The organism is Dactylosporangium sp. NPDC049742 (assembly GCF_040674675.1).
Taxonomy (GTDB): domain Bacteria; phylum Actinomycetota; class Actinomycetes; order Mycobacteriales; family Micromonosporaceae; genus Dactylosporangium; species Dactylosporangium maewongense.
The window spans coordinates 48,225-65,940 of record NZ_JBFANF010000019.1 but is presented as its reverse complement, the minus strand read 5'-3'; the positions used below and the strand labels follow the sequence as shown (position 1 = coordinate 65,940).

The window sequence follows — 17,716 nt, the reverse complement described above, 5'->3', positions numbered from 1 at the left end:
TCGCCTTCAACGCCTGGGCCTTGCCGGTGAACTCGTCGGCGAGGCCGGTGTCGCCCGCGAACTGCGCGAGGCGGCCGATGGCGACCGCGTCGCGCGCAGCCAGCGGCCGTCGCGGTTGTTGTGCCACGGGTTCAGTGCGATGCCGCCGTACTGCGCCGACCAGAACACGGGCGGCTGGAACTCGTTGACGACGTGGCCGGTGCCGGGCCGCGTGGACTTGAACGCGCGGCGCAGCGTGTCGAACCGGTAGTAGTAGACGCGCTGGATCTCGGTGTCGGGAAGCTCGACGAACGGGACGTTGCTCTCGAACCAGGACCGCCCGCCGACCTCGTTGAGCAGGGCGGTGTGGTCAAGGAGGTTCGCCGCGGCGAGCGGCGCCGCGGCCCGGGGCGGTTGGACGGCGGCGGAGGCGACGGTCGCGGATGCCAGCGACAGCGCTCCGAGCATGGCGGCGACGACACGACGGGCAGACGTTCGCAATGCGGCGCTCCTTCCGTTCCTGTGATCGCTCACATCGCGCGTGTACCGACATCGGCGGTAATTCCGGCGCGGGCCGCGCATCAGAAGCACGAATCGAAGTCTGGCAATACGTAGCCCTGGACGACCACCCCAAAGCGTCTCGAAAGTCCGGCGGACACAGACATGGACAACCAGTAGGCACCGCAGGATGTGAGCGATAACATCCCCCGGAGAGCATGAGGACGGGGGCGATCGATGCTTGGCATGGCCGCGGCGCAGTGGCGAGTCCGCTTCCGACGGTCGCTCGCGCTGCTGTCGATGATCACCGTCGCGGTCGTCGGCTTCACCCTGCTGACCGCGGCCGCCGTCACGGCCCGGCTCGACGCCACCGGCACCGTCGAGGCCAACTTCCGCCCCGCGTACGACATCCTCATCCGCCCGACCGGCAGCGTCCTGCCGCTGGAACAGCAGCGCAACCTGGTGCAGTCGGGCCAGCTCGCCGGGCTGCGCGGGGGCATCACCGTCGAGCAGTGGCACCAGATCCAGCACGTGCCGGGCGTCGCCGTCGCCGCACCCGTCGCCGTCATCGGCTACGTCATCCGGACCGTCCCAGTCACCGTGCAGCTCGGCGCCGACCTCGACCCGGCCGCCGAACGCCAGGTGATCAAGGTGCAGCCGACCTGGGTCACCGACGCCGGCCTGTCGCGCATCCCGGACGGCGCGGCCTACCTGTACTCGACCCGGAACGTGCTGCACCAGAAGCAGCTCAGCGAGATGAGTGGCGGCGAAGGCATCCCACCCGCCGAAGAGGTCGACCCGGGCGGCGGCCGCCGGCAGGTCTGCCCCGTCGTGCAGTCCGTGGGCGAACGGGACTTCATCGACCCGACCGACCTGACGGGCCGCTCCTCGCTCACCTGCGTCGGCGGGCCCGGCTCCCGCGACGTGTTCGGCGATCCGGTGGCGCCGGTCGTCACCCTCGCCTGGTCGGTGCCGTTCCTGATGGCCGCCGTCGACCCCGGGGCCGAGGCCGCGCTCGCCGGGCTCGACACCGCGGTCACCTCGGGCAGGTACTTCACCGCCGGCGAGCAGCCCGCACAGCGACGGCTCGACGGCATGCCGTACCCCTACGACTCGCTGCCGATCCTCGTCGCCGACAAGCCGCAGCTCGACGCCCGGCTCGAACTGCAGATCCAGCGGCTCGGCGGCGCGGCCGTCGACCTGGTCCGGGCCGGCACCGACAACCGCGGCCTCCGCGCCGCGCTGGACGGCCAACCGGGCACCCGGCTCGCGACCCGCACGGTCCCGATCGACGGGCCGTACCAGGACATGGTCGACCGGCTGCGCCACCCGTTCGAACGCGGCCCCGACGACATGGCGGTGTCCAACACCCTGTGGCTGGACCGGTTCTGGACCGTCGGACCCGCCAGGACCACCGCCGACGGCGACGGCCTGCGGACCGAGCCCGCGCCCTACGACCTCAAGATCTGGGGACTCGGCGCCGACGCCGGCGACAGCGGCCACCCCGTGCCGATGGAGTTCGCCGACACCGGCGTGCGGGGAGCCGTCGCCGCACACCCGAACATCACCGCCGAGCACGACGTCCAACCCGGCGACATCGCCATGCCGGACGTCGCGCTCGACGCCGTCGGCACGTTCGACCCGTCCCGGGTACGGCTGGGCGGCGCGCTCTCCGCGGTCCCGATGGACACGTACTTCAACCCCGGAGCCGAGGGCGCCGACGACGCATCCCGCAAAGCCCTGAACGGCCGGCGCCTGGAGCCGAACGCCAACGTCAGCGGCCTGCTCAGCCAGCCGCCGCTGATGCTGACGACGATGGGTGCGCTGCCGGTCATCTTCGGCCCCGACGGATACGGCACGAAGCCGGAGTACCCGGAGTACCAGCTCAACCGCGCGGCACCGATCAGCATGGTGCGGGTCCGGCTCGCCGGCACCGTCGGCATGGGCGCCGCCGACCGCGAACGGGTGCGGCTCGTCGCCGAGCAGCTCGCCCGCCGCACCGGCCTCCAGGTCGACATCACGCTCGGCTCGTCACCCACCGGCGTCACCGTCCAATACCCGGCGGGCAGGTTCGGGCGGCCGGACCTCGCCGTGTCAGAACCGTGGGTCAGGAAGGGCGTCGCAGCGGTACTGGTACACGCGGCCGACCGCAAGAGCGTCCTGCTGTCCGGCCTCGTGCTCGTCGTGTGCGCCCTCGCCGTGCTCAACGCCACCAACGCCGCCACCCGCGCCCGGCGCACCGACCTCGGCGTGCTCGCCTGCCTCGGCTGGAGCCGAAGACAGCTGCTCCACCTGCTCCTCACCGAGATCACCGGCATCGGCCTGGCCGCCGGCATCGCGGGGACCCTGCTCGCGGTGCCGCTCGCCGCCGCGTTCGGGCTCGACATCGGCTGGCCGCGCGCGCTGCTGGCGATCCCCGTCGCGCTGCTCCTCGCCGTCGCGGCGGGACTGTGGCCGGCGCTGCGGGCGGCCAGACCCGACCCCGCGGTGGCCGTCCGGCCCGCCGTGTCGGCACCGTCCGCCAGGCGGCGCGGCCCGCGGCGGGTGACCGGGCTCGCCCTGACCTACCTGGCACGGACACCGGGCCGGGCGGCCCTGGGCGCCGGCAGCCTCGCCATCGGCGTCGCCGCGCTCACCATGCTGCTGGCCATCACCTTCGCGTTCCGCGGCGCGGTCGTCGGGACGCTCCTCGGCGAGGCGATCGCGGTGCAGGCCCGCACCGTCGACTACCTCGCCGTCGCCGTCACCATCGCGCTCGGCGTCGCGTCCGTCGCCGACGTGCTGTTCCTCGGGATCTCCGAACGCTCCGGCGAGCTGGCGCTGCTCGGCGCCGCCGGCTGGCACGACGGCCTGCTCCGCCGGCTCGTCGTCACCGAGGCCGTCGCCATCGGCGTGCTCGGCGGTGCCACCGGCGCGGGCGTCGGACTGGGCGCCGCGGCACTGTTCTCCGGTGCGCTCACCACCCCGCTCGTGTGGTGCGCGGCGATCGCCCTCACCGCGGGCGTCGCCGTGTCCGCCGTCGCGGCGACGGTGCCGATCGCGATCCTCCACCGCCTGCCGATCGCCCAACTCCTGGCCGAGGAGTGACCGCGCCGACAAGGCATTCCCGCAGCTCAGGTCGACTCAACGTTGATAGACAGCCGGCCGGTGCCACGATGGTCCGGCGACGGACTCGAAGACAGGATTCGCGGACCGTGTGCTGGCGCCGAGGGTGATGAACGCGCTCGGGCTGCCCGCGTCGGATGCAATGTAGGCCAGCGTGCCGTCGGCCTCGTAGAATTCCAGGACTTCGATGGGGCAGCGCCAGTTCGCCGTCTCGATGTGGCGCATTCGCGACCGCACGATGGTGAGGTCCTCGGGCCGAGCCGAATGCTTGATCGCCAGCGCCGGGGCCGACGTGACGGCGTTGAACAACCAGAACAGGTGCAGGAATTCCGCCAGACCGGGCGCGGAGAACTGCCAGTCCGCGTCGCGATCCTCGCGGTCGTAGACAGCGGGGTTGTCGCCGGTGGTGTCGGTGGCCCAGGCCCAGTCGCCGATGTACTCGGTCATGAAGACGAGCCTGCCGTCCTCGACGTACAGCTGTTCCGGGCTCATCACCGTTGTCGAGTCGGACGGGTTGATGGCGTCGGTCCAGCGACCGGCGACCTCGTACCAGCTCCGCAACGCCCGCGGCATGTCGATCGTCGGCGGCACCGGTGCCACGTCGGCAACATCCGAGGGGCCGTACCAAGCTTCCATTCGGTGGCGGAGCGACGCTGGATCGTCAAGGTTCACCGGCGGAGTATGCCGGGCGGCGACGGGCAGACGGAAAATCGAGCGGGCCGCACAGCGCAGGTCCGCGGCGGCGCGGCTTCAGGGAGCCAGGCCGGCGCGGTGCGCGATGATGACCAGCTGGATGCGGTCGCGGGCGTCGAGCTTGTGCAGGAGCCGCGCCACGTGGGTCTTGGCGGTGCCGGCGGTGACGTGCAGGCGCAGCCCGATCTCGGCGTTGGTGAGCCCCTCGGCGACCAGGGCGAGCACCTGCCGCTCGCGGTCGGTCAGGCCGCCGAGCGCGTCGGGCGCCGGCCTCGACCCCAGCGGCACGGGGACGGGATCCACCGAGGCAGCGGATGACGCGGCGAAGGTGGCGATCAGGCGGCGGGTCACGCCGGGCGCCAGGAGGGCGTCGCCGGCCGCGATGACCCTGATCGCGGCGTGCAGGTCCTCCGGCGGCGCGTCCTTGAGCAGGAACCCGCTGGCCCCCGCGCGCAGGGCGCCGTAGACGTACTCGTCGAGGTCGAACGTCGTCAGGATCAGCACGCGGCTGGCCGTCGAGGCGGTGATCCTGCGGGTCGCCTCGATGCCGTCCAGGACGGGCATGCGGATGTCCATGAGCACCACGTCGGGCGCCAGCCGGGTGACCACGTCGACGGCCGCCAGCCCGTCGGCCGCCTCGCCGACCACGGTCAGCCCGTCGCCGGTCGCCACGATGCCGCACAGCCCGACCCGGACCAGCGCCTGGTCGTCGACGACGACCACCCGGACCTCACTCACCGCGCCGTGCCTGTCAGCGTCGACGCAAGCACAACCGCTCCCTCATCTGCACGAACGCAACTTCCGCCGCCGCACCCGTCAGCATCGTCGCGCCCTCAGCCGGCACGAACGCAACTCCCTCCCCCGCCGCCGCCGTCACAGTCGCCGCCAGCACGGCCGCACCCTCAACCGGCACGCAGGCCGGCACCGCCATCGGCAGGACGGGGTGCATCCTCACTGCGGCCACCCGTGCCTCGGTCACCGTGCCGCCGTGTCCGTCAACGTCCCTGCCCCCGCCCCCGGCACGCCCCTCGCCGCCGCATCCGCCGCGATCCCCGCAGCCGTCTCAGTCACAGCATCCGCCGCCACGCCCGTCGCAACACCCGCCGCCAGGCCGGACCCGGCACCCGCCGCCACACCCGGCCCGGCACCCTCCGCCACGCCCGGCCCGGCACATGCGGCGGCGTCCGGAACGGTGCCTGCCGGTATCGGCAGGACGGCGCGGACCGTGAAGCCTCCTGACGGGGCCGAGGCGGTCGACAGGGTGCCGCCGAACAGGGCCGCGCGCTCGCGCATGCCGCTCAACCCGTGCCCACCGGCGGCAGGATCCGGGACCTCCTCGGCGCCCCGGCCGTCGTCGGTGACCTCGACGGTGACCTCGGCACCGGCGTAGGCGACCGAGACCCGCGCGCGGGTCGCCGCGGCGTGACGGATGACGTTGGTCAGGGCCTCCTGCACGATCCGGTACACGGTCAGCTCCAGGCCGGCGCCGAGCGGGCGCGGGTCGCCGGTCACCGCGAGGTCGACGCGCACCCCAGCCGCCTCGGTCTGCGCCGCCAGGCGCGGCAGGTCGCGCAGCCCGGGCGCGGGCGCGGTCGCGGCGGGCCGCTCGTCACGCAGCGCGCCGAGCACCCGGCGCAGCTCCGCGAGGGACTCCCGGCCGGTCGTCTCGATCGTCGCGAGCGCGCCGGCCGCCTTGGCCGGCTCGCGGTCCAGCATCAGCCGGCCGTACGTGGCCTGCACCGTGATCACGCTCATGCTGTGGGCCACGACGTCGTGCAGCTCCCGGGCGATGCGTAACCGCTCGTCGGCGCTGCGGCGGGCCGCCCGCTCCAGCTCGGCGTCCGCCTGCCGGGCCCGGTGCCGCAGCAGCTCCTCGGTATACCGGCGGTGCTGGTGCACCATGAAGCCGACCAGCCACGCAGCGACGAGCAGCAGCGCGAACGGCAGGACGCCACCGACGTGCCGGAACCCGGGCAGCGCCGTCGCCACGGGACCGGTCAGGCCGGCCACCAGGGCGAGGACGGCCGTCCGCCCGCGGTGCCGCTCCGCCACCCGGTACAGCGCATACGCGGCCGGTACAAGAGCCATCCACCCGAGCCGGCTCGACAGCGGGCTGAGCCAGAACACCGCGAGGGCGGCCAGCGACGCGGCCAGCGGGAAGCGGCGCGCGAGGGGCAGCACCCCGCACGACACCGCCAGCGCGGCGACGGCGAGCCACCCCGGGTCGGCCTTCACCGCGATGATGCCGCCGGCGGGAACGGCATACAGCAGCGCGGCGACGACATCGACAACGAGCCAGTGCCAGGGCCGCAGCCGATGCCGCAGCGGCGGGCGCAGCTCGGTGGTCATGTCGCCGAGCGTACGACCGGCACCCGCCACCGTCGTCCTCCCCAGGGCGTATGCCGCGCGGCAGACAACCCGGCCATTCGGCTGGTGCGGTAGCCCGCGCGGTGGGGGTACGAGCGGCAGACGACACCGCGACGGCCCGCTGCGATCGTCGACGGCATGATCGAGGTTCGAGAGCTGAGCAAACGCTACGGCGGCAGCACCGTCGTGGATGCGGTGACGTTCGATGTGCGGCCGGGCCGGGTCACCGGGTTCCTCGGCCCCAACGGCGCGGGCAAGTCCACCACCATCCGGATGCTGCTCGGCCTGACCACGCCGACGGCTGGGCAGGTCACGTTCGACGGCCGGTCCTACCGGCTCATGGAGACGCCGCTGCGCGAGGTCGGTGCGCTGCTGGACGCGGCGACCGTGCACGGCGGCCGGACCGCGCACGCCCACCTGCGCTGGCTCGCCGCCAGCAACGGGCTGCCGAAGCACCGCGTCGGGGAGGTCCTCGGCCGGACCGGCCTGGAAGCGGTCGCCGGGCGGCGCGTGCGGAGCTTCTCCCTCGGCATGCGCCAGCGGCTCGGCATCGCCGCCGCGCTGCTCGGCGACCCGCCGGTCCTCATTCTCGACGAGCCGGTCAACGGCCTCGACCCGGAGGGCGTGCACTGGTTCCGGTCGCTGCTGCGCGACCTCGCCGCCGAGGGCCGCACGCTGCTGGTCTCCAGCCACCTCATCACCGAGATGGCCCTCGTCGCCGACCACCTGCTCGTCATCGGCGCCGGCCGGCTCCTGGCCGACCAGAGCATCCAGGAGCTCACCCGCGGCCACGCCACCCTCGAGGACGCGTACTTCGCCGTCACCGCCGAGTCGACGCAGTACCGCGCGAAGCAGGGAGGCGTGCGATGACGGTGCTGCGCCGCACGGCACACGCAGAGTGGATCAAACTGTGGTCGGTCCGGTCGACATGGCTGGCGGTCGCAGCGGCGGCGGTCCTCGCCGTCGGGTTGTGCGTCACCGGCACGGTCGGCACCGTGCCGGCAGCGGACCTGGCCGCGTTCGACGCCGTCGGTGCCGCGTTCGGCGGGCTGACGTTCGCGCAGCTGGCGTTCGGCGTGCTGGGCGTGCTCGCGGTGACGACCGAGCACGCGTCCGGCACGATCGTGCCGACGCTGGCCGCCACCCCGCGGAGGGGTGTCGCGCTGCTGGCGAAGCTGCTGGTCACGGGCGGCGTCACGCTGGTGCTCGGCGAGGCGCTGGCGTTCGGCACGTTCCTGCTCGGCCAGGCCCTGCTGGACCGGCACGGCCTGGGCGTGCGGCTCGGCGACCCGGGCGTGCTGCGGGCGGTGAGCAGCGCCGGGCTGTACCTGTTCGTGATCGCCATGGTCGGCTTCGGTCTGGGTGCCCTGCTGCGCCAGCACGCGGCCGCCATCGCCACGCTGTTCGCCGTGGTGTTCCTCGCGTACGGCGCGGCCAGGGCGCTCGAAGGCTGGTCCTACCTGCCGTCCCGGCTGCTGCTGTCCAACGCCGGCGACGTCGTCGGCCAGGTCCACGCGACGGCGGCGAAGCCGAGGCTGCCGTCACTGCGGATGGCGTACGCGGACCTGGCCCTCTACCTGACGCTGGCGCTCGGCCTGGGCTGGTGGCGAGCCCGCCGGGACTAGCAGGCAGCCACAAGGACGTCGACCACAAGGCAGGCGGTCACCGCACCGCGGGCACCAGGTCCAGGACAGGAGCCAGACCGCGGTCGCCGGTGCGGTGCTCCGCCGGCAGGATGAAGCAGCGCAGCCCGGCCGCGGAGGCGCCGCCGTCACGGACCGGGTTGTCGCCGACCATGAGCGTCGCCCGGGGGTCGGCACCCAGGTCCGCGCACGCCTTGCGGAACAGCTCCGGGTCGGGCTTCTCCCGGCCGGCCTCGTAGGACAGCGCGTACGTGTCGACGAGGTCGCCGAGGCCGAAGTGCGCGACGTGCGCCCGGATGTCCCAGGCGATGTCGCTGACCACCCCGACCCGGACACCGCGCGAACGCAGCCCGCGCAGGACGAGGCCGGTGTCCTGGTAGGGCACCCAGGACTCGGTGTGGACCATCCGGGCGTGCGCGGCCGCCTCGTGACCGCGCAGGAACGGCACCTCGGCGAACCAGGCGAGCATCGCCGAGCGGTGCCGGTCGGCGGACAGGTCGCGGCCCGCCTGCACGGCGAGGACCTCCGGCAGCTGGTAGGCGGCGGTGAGGTCGGTGAGCGCCGCCGCGAGCACGGCCGGGTCGTCGAGCTCCCCGGCCCGGCCGGTGTCGGCGGCGATCAGCCGCAGCCACTGCTCGGCGTCGATCATGTGGAAGATCGTGTTGGCGAAGTCGAAGAGCACCGCCTGCACCGGCGGCACCGGACCTGCCTGCGCGGCGGGGTCGGTGCTGTACGCGGAAGGCGTGTCGAACAAGGTGCGCATCGGCAGTACGGTACCGGTCACCACGCCTTGGGCCCGCCGTCGGGCAGCAGCTCCCGGCTCAGCTTGCGCTGGACCTTGCCGCTGGTGGTGCGGGGCAGGCCGCCGGGGCGCAGCAGGGTCACCGACGCGACGTGCAGCTGGTGCTCGTCGGCGACCGCCCGGCGGACCGCGGCGGCCACCTCGTCGAACGCGACGCCCGCACCGTCGGGCGCCCGCGAGATCCGGACCTGGCGGGCGGTCTCGGCGACGACGCCGAGCCGGCCGTCGTCGCCGAACTGGAACGCCGCCACGCAGTCCGGGCCGACCGCCGGGTGCGCGGCGCTGACGGTGCGCTCGATGTCGCTCGGGTAGTGGTTGCGCCCGTCCACGATGATCAGGTCGTCGATGCGGCCCAGCACGTAGAGCTGCCCGTCGCGCAGGAACCCGAGGTCGCCGGTCTTCAGGAAGCCGACGCCGGGACGGTCCTCGAGGGTGCCGCCGAACCGGGCCTCGGTCGCCTCCGGCTGCCGCCAGTAGCCGCCGGAGACGCTGTCGCCGGCGACCCAGACCTCCCCCACCAGGCCTTCCGGAGCCGGTACACCGGCGGCGACGATCCTCACGTCGAGGTTGGCCGGGACCCGGCCGCACGCGACGACCTGCCGCGACGGGTGCCCCGGCCGCGCCGCGACGAGCTCCCCGCGCTCCGCCAGCGCCGAGGCGTCCAGGTCGACGTGGCGGGCGTCGTCCGGGAGGCGGGCGCCGCTGACGTACACGACCGCCTCCGCCAGGCCGTAGCAGGGCCGGAACGTCGACGGGCTGAACCCGGCCCCGGCGAACGCCGACATGAACGCGGTGAGCGTGCCGTGCCGCACGGGTTCGGCGCCGTTGAGCGCGACCCGCCACGGGCTCAGGTCGAGCCGCGCCTTCTGCTCCTCGGTGATCTTCGCGACGCACAGCTCGTAGGCGAAGTTCGGGGCGGAGGAGACCCAGGCGCGGAAGCGGCTGATCGTGTCCAGCCAGACGAACGGCCGCATGAGCAGCGCCATCGGCGGCAGCAGCACGGCCCGGCCGCCCGGGTACAGGCCGCCGATCAGCTGGGCGAGACCCATGTCGTGGAAGACCGGCAGCCAGCTCACGACGCAGAAGTCGTCGGGGTCGCAGGCCGGCGCCTCGACGAGGACCGCGATGGCGGCGGCGTTGGCCAGCACGTTGCCGTGACTGAGCACGACACCCTTCGGCGCGCTCGTGGAGCCCGACGTGTACTGCAGGAACGCCGGATCCGACGGCCGCACCCCGGGGTCGCGCCACAGCCCGGCGAGGCCCTCCGGCACGTCCGCCACGACGATCGGCTCGACGCTGCCGAGGTCGGCGACGAGCGACGACTCGGCGTGCTCGGCGGTGGTGAGCACGACGGCGGGGTCGGCGTCCTTGACGATCCCGCCGAGCCGGCCGAGGGTCCGCTTCCCGCCGTGGATCGCGTCCGGGGCCGGTGACGGCACCGCGACGAGCCCCGCGTAGGCGCAGGCGAAGAACGCGACGACGAAGTCGACGCCGTTGGGCAGCATCAGCATCGCCCGGTCGCCCGGCTGCGCGGTCTGCTGCAGCAGTGCCGCGGTGTCGCGGACCCGCTCCTCCAGCTGCGCGTAGGTGAGGGTCAGCACCTCCTCGCCGTGGCTGTCCAGCTCGGTGCAGGCGGGCCGGTCCGGCCTGTTCGCGGCCTGGTGGCGCAGCAGGTCGACGAGGGTGCCGGCGCCCTCGAGCACCTGGATCGGGTGCCGGGACGTCACAGCGCGCCCGCCAGCATCAGCCGGGCGCCGGGGAACAGCCCGTTGGCGGTCATCGCGTCGGCTGCCTTCACGACGGCCGCCTCGATCCTGTCCAGGTCCTCGTCGGTGTGCGCAAGGGACAGGAAGCAGTTGCGACCTTCCCAGATGTACAGGCCGTCGTGGACGAGCATCGTGTGGAAGATCTCGGACCGCTCCGAGTTCGCGGGCTCCTCGACCAGCCGGAGCCGGAACAGGGAACCGAACCGGGCGACGCGGATCGGCACCCCCGCGCCCTCGAACCTCGTGTCGAGGCGGGCGCCGAAGGCCTCAGTCCTGGTGTTGAGCTCCTCCTGCAGCGCCGGGCCGCGACGGACCAGCTCCCGCAGGACCGCCCGGGCGGCGGCCATCGACAGGGGGTGTTTGCAGAACGTGCCGGAGAAGAAGGTGCGGACCGTCTGCGGGTACGGCTGGTCGCCGAACTCCCAGGCGCCGCCGTCGATGGCGTCGAGGTACCTCGCGGCGCCGGCGACCACCCCGATCGGCATGCCGCCGCCGACGACCTTGCCGTAGGTGGTGATGTCGGCGGCGATGCCGAAGAGGCCCTGGGCGCCGTTCGGGTGCATCCGGAACCCGGTGATGACCTCGTCGAAGACGAACGGGGTGCCGGCGTCGGCGGTGATCCGGCGGACCTCGCGCAGGAACTCGACCGGCTGGATGTCGGGGCGGCGGCTCTGCACCGGCTCGACGATCACCGCGGCGAGCTCGTGCACCCGCTCCCGCAGCACCTGCAGCGACGCCGGGTCGCCGTAGGGCAGCACGAGCGCGTTGGCGCTGACCTCCGGCGGGATGCCGGGCGCCATCGGCACCGACTCGCCGGAGGAGCCCTCGATGTCCTGCCGCGCCAGGATCGGGTCGGCGGTGCCGTGGTAGGCGCCCGCGAACATCGCGATCCGGTGCCGCCCGGTGACCGCCCGGGCCAGCCGGACCGCCACCATCACCGCCTCGGAGCCGGTGTTGCAGTAGACGACCCGTTCCTTGCCGGTCAGCTGCCTGATGAGGTCGGTCGTCTCCGGTACCAGCGGCGAGTGCGGCCCGAGCTGCATGCCGTCGGCGAGCTGGGCGGTGATGGCCTCGTTGATGAACGGCTCGTTGTGGCCGAACAGGTTCACCCCGAAGCCCATGGTGAGGTCGACGTACTCATTGCCGTCGACGTCCCACACCCTGGCCCCGTTGGACCGGGCCACCACGATCGGGTAGCGGGTCTCCTTGAGGTTGAGGTACGGCTGCGGCGCGTGCCGGACGTCGGCGTGGCCCACCCGCTCGGCGGCGGCCTGGGTGCGGGAGCCGGCGGTGCGGGCGCAGTACGCGCTGGACAGGTCGGCGATGAAGGCCCGCTGGGCGTCGGTGAGCTTCCGCGAGGCGCCGCCGGTGCGGGGGCCGAACGCGACGAACGTCCCCTGCGGCGCGGCCGGGATCGCCGTGCGCTGCACCGCCTGCTCAACCGGCTCGGGCGCCACAGCGGGCGCGGGCAACGCGGGTGCTGCAGACGGCGCGGGCAACGCGGGTGCTGCAGAAGGCGCGGCGCCGGGCTGACGGCGGCGGATCAGCTCGTACGCCTGATCCATCACCTGCGCGTGGACGTCGAGGAACCGGTCGACGGCGCTGCCACCACCCGGCGCGACCGGCGGCAGCACCGCGGCGACCGGCGACAGCACCGCGGCGGCAGGCGGCGGACTGACGACGGGCAGCGGGGCCGGCGCGGCGGGCGGGGGCGGCTCGCGCAGGGCCAGCACCGCGGCCGGGGCGTTGCGCATGATGTACCCGGCCAGCCGCCGCAGCGTGTTCACCTCCTCGAACAGCATCCCGATCGGGATGACCACCTCGTAGGTGCGCTGGATGCTCTGGATCGTGTGGAACAGCGTCATGGAGTCGGCGCCGAGCTCCAGGAACGACATGTCCGGGTCGATCGGCGCGTCGGACTCCAGCAGCGTCGTCACCACCTGGCCCAGCTCCGCCAGGACGCGGGCGTCCGCTCCTGCCGACGTCGGTTGTGCCACGTGCTCCTCAGCCCCTCTCTGGACGGGGATCGATGCCGGTGCGGGCTTCGGCAGGGTCGCCGTGGGCAGCCAGAACCGTCTGCGCTGGAACGGATAGGTGGGCAGGTCGACCCGCCGGCGGCGGAACCCGTCGTGGAAGGCGGCCCAGTCGAGGTCGTGCCCGGCGGCGTACAGCTGGGCGAGCGAGTCGGTGAGCACGTCGCCGTCCTCCGCGCCGGAGCGCAGCGACGGCAGCCACCGCGCGCCGGACACCACCCGGCGGCCGGCGCCGAGCAGCACCTGACCGGGTCCGACCTCGACGAACGTGGTGCAGCCGGCCTCGGCCAGCCGGCGCACGCCGTCGGCGTAGCGGATGGTCGAGGTGAGGTGCCTGGTCCAGTACGCCGCGTCGGGGCGGTGCAGGTCGTCGAAGAGCCGGCCGTCCAGGTCGCTGACCAGAGGGATCCGCGGCGACCGGTACGTCACGGCGGCGGCGACCTCGGCGAACGCGTCGCGGGCCGCGGCCATCATCGGCGAGTGGAACGCGAGGCCCGACTTCACCGGCCGCACCGTCACCCCGGCGGCGGTCAGGTACGCCTCGACGGCCGCGACGGCCTCGGCGGTGCCGGCGACGGTGACGTTGGTGTCGGCGTTGACCGCGGCGATCGCCAGGCTCGGATCGGCGACGGCGGCGAGCGCGGCCCGGACCGTGTCCTCGCCGGTGAACGCGGCGAGCATCGCGCCGGGTGCGCTGCGCTCCTGCACGAGCCGGCCGCGGGCGGCGACCAGCCGCAGCCCGTCCTCGAGGTCGAAGACCCCGGCGACGCAGGCCGCGGCGAGCTCGCCGACGCTGTGCCCCAGCAGGTGGCCTGGGTGCACGCCCCAGCCGGTCCACAGCCGCGCCAGGGCGTACTGGAGGCAGAACAGCGCCGGTTGGGTGTAGCGCGTCTCGTCGAGCAGGTGCCGTTCGGCCGGCTCCGGGAACAGCACCGTCTGGAGACTGCGGCCGATCAGGTCCCGGAGGATCTCGTCGCAGCCCAGGAGGGTGGCACGGAACTGCGCGTTCGTCACGTACAGCTGGCGGCCCATGTCGGCGTACTGCGATCCTTGCCCGCTGAACAGGAACGCGATGCCGCCGGGTCCGCCGGGCGGACGCTCGCCGGTGTGCAGGCCCTGGTGGGCCGTCCCCGAGGCGATCCGGTGCAGCTGTCCGGCGGCTTCTTCGCCGGTACGGGCGGCGAACGCGGCCCGGTGCCGGAAGTGCGACCGTCCGGTGTGGACGGAGGCGGTGAGGTCGGCGAGCGAAGGGGCGGGCCGCTGTTCGAGGCGGGTCGCGTACCGGGCGGCGAGCGCCGCGACCGCCGCCGGCGTCTTGGCGCTGACGGTGACCAGGTGCGAGGTGCGGACGTTGCCCTTGTTCGCGGGCGGCTTCGCCGGGGCCGGCGCGGCCTGGAGGATGACGTGGGCGTTGGTGCCGCCGAACCCGAACGAGCTGACGCCGGCGGTGAGGGTGCCGCGCCGCGGCCGCCACGACTGCCCGGTGACCGGCACGGTCAGCGGCGCGTCCGCGGGGATGCGCGGGTTGCGTTCGCGTAGGTGCAGGTGGGCCGGCATGTGCTCGTTCCGCAGCATCAGCACGACCTTGAGCACCCCGGCGATGCCGGCCGCGGCCTCGGCGTGGCCGATGTTGGTCTTCACCGAGCCGAGTATCAGCGGCTCGCTCGCGGGCCGGCCGGCGCCGAGGACGGCGGTGAGCGCGGCCGCCTCGATCGGGTCGCCGAGCGGGGTGCCGGTGCCGTGCGCCTCGACGTAGTCGATGTCGCCGGGGGCCAGGCCCGCGTCGTGCAGGGCGTCGCGCAGGACGTCCTGCTGGGCGCCGCCGTGCGGGGCGGTGAGGCCGTTGCTGCGGCCGTCCTGGTTGACCGCGGACCCGCGGACGACGGCGAGGATCCGGTCGCCGTCGCGGACCGCCGCGTCGAGGCGCTTGAGCAGCACCAGGCCGCAGCCCTCGGCGCGGACGTAGCCGTCGGCGGCGGCGTCGAAGGTCTTGCACCGGCCGTCGGCGGCCATCATGCCGGCCTGCTCGAAGACGTCGGTGCCGTCGGTGTCCAGCAGCAGGTTGACGCCGCCGGCGAGCGCGGTGTCGGACTCGCCGAGCCGCAGGCTGCGGCAGGCCATGTGCAGCGCCACCAGCGAGGAGGAGCAGGCGGTGTCGACGGCGACGCTGGGGCCCTTGAGGTCCAGCGCGTAGGAGATGCGGTTCGCCGCGACGCTCAGCGCCTGCCCGGTCCCGGAGTACGGGGTGTGCAGGTGCGGCTCGCGGGCGATGAGCCGGCCGTAGTCGCTGCCGCTGATGCCGACGAAGACGCCGGTGCGGGTGCCGGCCAGGCTCGCCGGCACGACCCCCGCGTCTTCCAGGGTCTCCCACGCGACCTCGAGCAGCAGCCGGTGCTGCGGGTCGACGTGCCCGGCCTCCTTGCCGGAGACGGCGAAGAACTCCGCGTCGAACTGGTCGACGTCGGCGAGCAGCCCGTGCGGTCGGCCGAGCGGCGGGTGGCCGGGCACGTCGCCGCCGACGGCGTCGGTGCCGGTCTCCAGCAGCCGCCAGAACGCGTCGGGGCCGGTGGCGCCCGGGAAGCGGCAGCCCATGCCGATGACGGCGACCGGCTCGGTCACCTCGGGTTTCGCCGCGCGTTCGATCGCCGCCACGGGTTCGCCGGTGCCGGTGAGGTGGCGGGCCAGCAGCCGCGCCGTCGGGTACTGCCAGAAGACGGTCGCCTCGACGGGCCGGCCCAGCAGCTGCTGCAGGTCGCCGAGCAGCACCAGGGCGTCGCGGGAGGACAGGCCCAGGTCGGCGAGCACCGCGTCGGGCTCCACCGTGCCCGCGCCGACCTTCTCCGCGACGTGGCGCAGGATCCACGCCTCGACGTCCGCCTGCGTCACTGGTTGCACGTCTCGCCTCCCATGCTCGGTACAGAAGCATCGGCGATCGCGGTTAAGAGAACGCCTAGTTCGCCGAGCGCGCCGAGAGGGACGAGCACGCGACCGGTAGCGTATGAGCAGTGACCGCCGTCGAAACCCGCCGCCGCGCGGGCCTGCCGATCGCCACCGTGGTCGTCGCGTTGATCACCACGCTCGGGGCCGCCGCTCAGCTCAACGATCCCGACGTCCTGGAACGGTTCCGGCGCAACTACCCGGCGCTGCACGACGGCGAGTGGTGGCGGTGGTTCACGCCGCTGCTCGTGCAGGGTTCGGGCTGGGGCCAGATCCTGTTCAACATCGGTTCACTGGTCGTCGTCGGCGTCATCGCCGAGCGCCGGTTCGGCACGTTGCGCTGGCTCGTGCTGTACATAGGAATCGGGCTGGCCGGTGAGGCCTTCGGCGAGCGGCTGGACCCGACCGGCTCCGGCAACTCCCTCGCCGTCTGCGGCCTCGCCGGCGCCCTGGCGACGCTGCTGCTCCTGCGCCCCGGCGCGGCGACCCGCCCGCACGCGTTCGTGGTGCCGTACTACGTGGCGTGCGTGGCCGGGCTCGGGTTCGGCGGGGTCGTCGGCGCGACCGTGGCCCCGACCGTGGTCCTGGTGGTGATGAGCATCCTGCTGCGCCGGGACCGCTACACCGGGATCGCGTTCGCCGCGGGCCTGGCCGCGCTGGTCGGCGCCGGTGCGCTCGCCGCCCGGCCGGACCAGCACGGTATCGCCCTGCTCTGCGGCGCGGTCGCCGGCCTGCTGCTCTTCCCGCCCCGCTACCGCGCCGGACGGGTCGCGGACGACCGCCCGGCACCCGCGCGCGGCCGCTCATGATCCGGTAAAGAAGTTGTCGCTATGACGGCAACAAGTCTTCCGGATCATGGGAGAGGCGGTCAGCCGGCGTAGGAAGGCTGCCGGGCCGGGACCGCGATGCTGGTGAGGACCAGGCCGCGGTCGACGAGCCAGCGGCCGGCGAAGCCGGCGACCTCGACCCCGCCGACGACCGGGCCGGGCACCAGCAGCCAGGCGTGGAACGTCTCGCGCTGCGGCGCGATCGTCACCGTGGCCTCGGTGAAGTCCAGCCAGCGGCCGGTCAGCGGGTACCACGCCTTGAACACCGACTCCTTGATGCTGAACAGCAGCCGGTCCCAGTGGACCCCGGGCCGCTGCCCGTCCAGCTGCCGCAGGTGCCGGCGCTCCTCGACCAGCGTGATGCTGTCCAGGACCCCGTCGGGCAGCGGCGCGTGCGGCTCGGCGTCGATGCCGACGGTGGTGAGGTGCCCGGCGCGGGCCACCGCGGCGGCCCGGTAGCCGGCGCAGTGGGTGATGGTGCCGACCACGCCGGCCGGCCACACCGGCTCGCGGCGGGGCCCGGCCGGGATCGCGACCGGGCCGAACCCGAGCCGGCCGAGCGCCTCCCGGGCGCACCGCCGGCCGGTCATGAACTCCGCGCGGCGCTTCGCCACCGCGTTGCCGAGCGCCGCCAGCTCCTGCGGGAACAGCGGCGCCGGCAGCGCGTCGTCGAACGCCTCGACGACGGCCGTGCCGGCGGGCAGCAGGCTGCCGAGCAGCGTGCGGGCACCCGTGCCGGCCGGTCCGGCCGCCGTCACGGTCACGGCGTCTGCGCTTCCGGGCCGTACACCTCGACGCCGTCGCCCTGGCGGCGCACGTGGATGCAGTCGCCGGGGCACTCGTTCGCCGAGTCGATCACGTCCTGCGCCGCGACCAGCGGCACCAGCACCGCCGTGCCGGGCGTGTGGCGCAGCTCCCCGTCGTCGCCCTTGACGTAGGCGAGCCCGTCCACGTCGAGCTCGAAGACGTCGGGCGCGTACTGCGCACAGATCCCGTCGCCGGTGCACAGACCCTGGTCGATCCAGACCTCGAGCTGGTCCTGCTGCGGTGTCGTCGCTGCGGTCAC

General features: G+C 73.9%; 12 protein-coding genes and 1 pseudogene. 4 read left to right on the top strand and 9 right to left on the bottom strand.

Annotated elements, in window-relative coordinates:
* Window positions 1–6 precede the first annotated feature (6 nt).
* Window positions 7–480: a hypothetical protein gene (locus AB0J72_RS23645; RefSeq protein ID WP_363402043.1), complete on the bottom strand. Its 474-nt coding sequence runs from the start codon at window positions 478–480 to the stop codon at window positions 7–9.
* A 234-nt stretch (window positions 481–714) separates the two neighbouring features.
* Here AB0J72_RS23645 and AB0J72_RS23640 point away from each other — a divergent pair, with 234 nt between their 5' ends.
* Entirely contained in the window at window positions 715–3,564 is a 2,850-nt protein-coding gene (locus AB0J72_RS23640) for an FtsX-like permease family protein (RefSeq protein ID WP_363402041.1), read from the top strand.
* A gap of 36 nt (window positions 3,565–3,600) precedes the next feature.
* Here AB0J72_RS23640 and AB0J72_RS23635 read toward each other — a convergent pair whose 3' ends face one another.
* From AB0J72_RS23635 to AB0J72_RS23625, 3 genes are all read right to left on the bottom strand, one after another.
* On the bottom strand, window positions 3,601–4,254 hold the full coding sequence (locus AB0J72_RS23635) for a hypothetical protein (RefSeq protein ID WP_363402039.1): 654 nt from the start codon (window positions 4,252–4,254) through the stop codon (window positions 3,601–3,603).
* Between the two features lie 78 nt (window positions 4,255–4,332).
* Window positions 4,333–5,013, bottom strand: a complete 681-nt coding sequence (locus AB0J72_RS23630) for a response regulator transcription factor (RefSeq protein ID WP_363402037.1) — start codon at window positions 5,011–5,013, stop codon at window positions 4,333–4,335.
* A gap of 237 nt (window positions 5,014–5,250) precedes the next feature.
* The gene (locus tag AB0J72_RS23625; protein ID WP_363402035.1) at window positions 5,251–6,624 is read right to left on the bottom strand and encodes a sensor histidine kinase; all 1,374 of its coding nucleotides are present in this window, start codon (window positions 6,622–6,624) and stop codon (window positions 5,251–5,253) included.
* Window positions 6,625–6,780: 156 nt separating this feature from the next.
* Here AB0J72_RS23625 and AB0J72_RS23620 point away from each other — a divergent pair.
* A pseudogene (locus AB0J72_RS23620) lies at window positions 6,781–7,401 on the top strand (ATP-binding cassette domain-containing protein); the annotation flags it as partial.
* A gap of 107 nt (window positions 7,402–7,508) precedes the next feature.
* Window positions 7,509–8,267: an ABC transporter permease gene (locus AB0J72_RS23615; protein WP_363402033.1), complete on the top strand. Its 759-nt coding sequence runs from the start codon at window positions 7,509–7,511 to the stop codon at window positions 8,265–8,267.
* Window positions 8,268–8,304: 37 nt separating this feature from the next.
* On the opposite strand, the gene AB0J72_RS23610 is transcribed toward AB0J72_RS23615, so the two are convergent.
* From AB0J72_RS23610 to AB0J72_RS23600, 3 genes are read right to left on the bottom strand one after another with little or no spacing between them, the layout of a single operon-like run.
* Window positions 8,305–9,048 carry an HAD family hydrolase gene (locus AB0J72_RS23610; protein WP_363402031.1) on the bottom strand — a complete coding sequence of 248 codons (744 nt, stop codon included), beginning with the start codon at window positions 9,046–9,048 and terminating at the stop codon, window positions 8,305–8,307.
* Window positions 9,049–9,065: 17 nt separating this feature from the next.
* Entirely contained in the window at window positions 9,066–10,814 is a 1,749-nt protein-coding gene (locus AB0J72_RS23605) for a fatty acyl-AMP ligase (RefSeq protein ID WP_363402029.1), read from the bottom strand.
* Complete coding sequence (locus AB0J72_RS23600) at window positions 10,811–15,772, bottom strand: aminotransferase class III-fold pyridoxal phosphate-dependent enzyme (protein WP_363402027.1); 4,962 nt, start codon at window positions 15,770–15,772, stop codon at window positions 10,811–10,813. The genes AB0J72_RS23605 and AB0J72_RS23600 overlap by 4 nt, the downstream gene beginning before the upstream one ends.
* A 119-nt stretch (window positions 15,773–15,891) precedes the next feature.
* On the opposite strand from AB0J72_RS23600, the gene AB0J72_RS23595 reads away from it, so the two are divergent.
* On the top strand, window positions 15,892–16,632 hold the full coding sequence (locus tag AB0J72_RS23595; protein ID WP_363402025.1) for a rhomboid family intramembrane serine protease: 741 nt from the start codon (window positions 15,892–15,894) through the stop codon (window positions 16,630–16,632).
* Window positions 16,633–16,691: 59 nt separating this feature from the next.
* Here AB0J72_RS23595 and AB0J72_RS23590 read toward each other — a convergent pair whose 3' ends face one another.
* Both AB0J72_RS23590 and AB0J72_RS23585 read right to left on the bottom strand, forming a co-directional pair.
* The gene (locus AB0J72_RS23590; protein WP_363402024.1) at window positions 16,692–17,414 is read right to left on the bottom strand and encodes a 4'-phosphopantetheinyl transferase superfamily protein; all 723 of its coding nucleotides are present in this window, start codon (window positions 17,412–17,414) and stop codon (window positions 16,692–16,694) included.
* Window positions 17,411–17,716 (bottom strand): ferredoxin, encoded by a 306-nt coding sequence (locus AB0J72_RS23585; protein WP_360565541.1) that lies wholly within the window; start codon window positions 17,714–17,716, stop codon window positions 17,411–17,413. The genes AB0J72_RS23590 and AB0J72_RS23585 overlap by 4 nt, the downstream gene beginning before the upstream one ends.

Bases quoted from the DNA above. Each gene is read 5' to 3' on its own strand.
- AB0J72_RS23640 (WP_363402041.1), top strand. From the start codon at position 715: ATGCTTGGCATGGCCGCGGCGCAGTGGCGAGTCCGCTTCCGACGGTCG.
- AB0J72_RS23625 (WP_363402035.1), bottom strand. From the start codon at position 6,624: ATGACCACCGAGCTGCGCCCGCCGCTGCGGCATCGGCTGCGGCCCTGG.
- AB0J72_RS23615 (WP_363402033.1), top strand. From the start codon at position 7,509: ATGACGGTGCTGCGCCGCACGGCACACGCAGAGTGGATCAAACTGTGG.
- AB0J72_RS23610 (WP_363402031.1), bottom strand. From the start codon at position 9,048: ATGCGCACCTTGTTCGACACGCCTTCCGCGTACAGCACCGACCCCGCC.